The sequence below is a fragment of the Salmonella sp. SAL4457 genome (assembly GCF_046548235.1).
Lineage (GTDB): Bacteria > Pseudomonadota > Gammaproteobacteria > Enterobacterales > Enterobacteriaceae > Salmonella > Salmonella enterica.
In genome coordinates, this window is sequence record NZ_JBGDZO010001436.1 from 1 (window position 1) to 232 (window position 232).

1 protein-coding gene is annotated in these 232 nt (G+C 66.8%); it reads right to left on the reverse strand.

Translation table 11 applies throughout. The features are described from left to right. Positions 1-232: penicillin-binding transpeptidase domain-containing protein (locus tag ACLJNW_RS28910; protein WP_410962122.1), on the reverse strand; the 232-nt coding region annotated here is incomplete at both ends.

The window sequence follows — 232 nt, forward strand, 5'->3', positions numbered from 1 at the left end:
GGCTCCGGCTGGTCGAAGCCGACCCAGACGCTGGTCACGTAGTCGGAGTTGTAGCCGGAGAACCAGCCATCCTTGGAGTCGTTGGTGGTGCCGGTCTTGCCGGCCAGGGCGGTGCGCTTCAGCGCCAGGGCGCGACGCCCGGTACCGCGCTTGATCACGTCCTGCAGCATGCTGGTCATGATATAGGCGGTACGGGCATCGATGATCCGCTCGGCCGGGGTCGGCTCGAAGG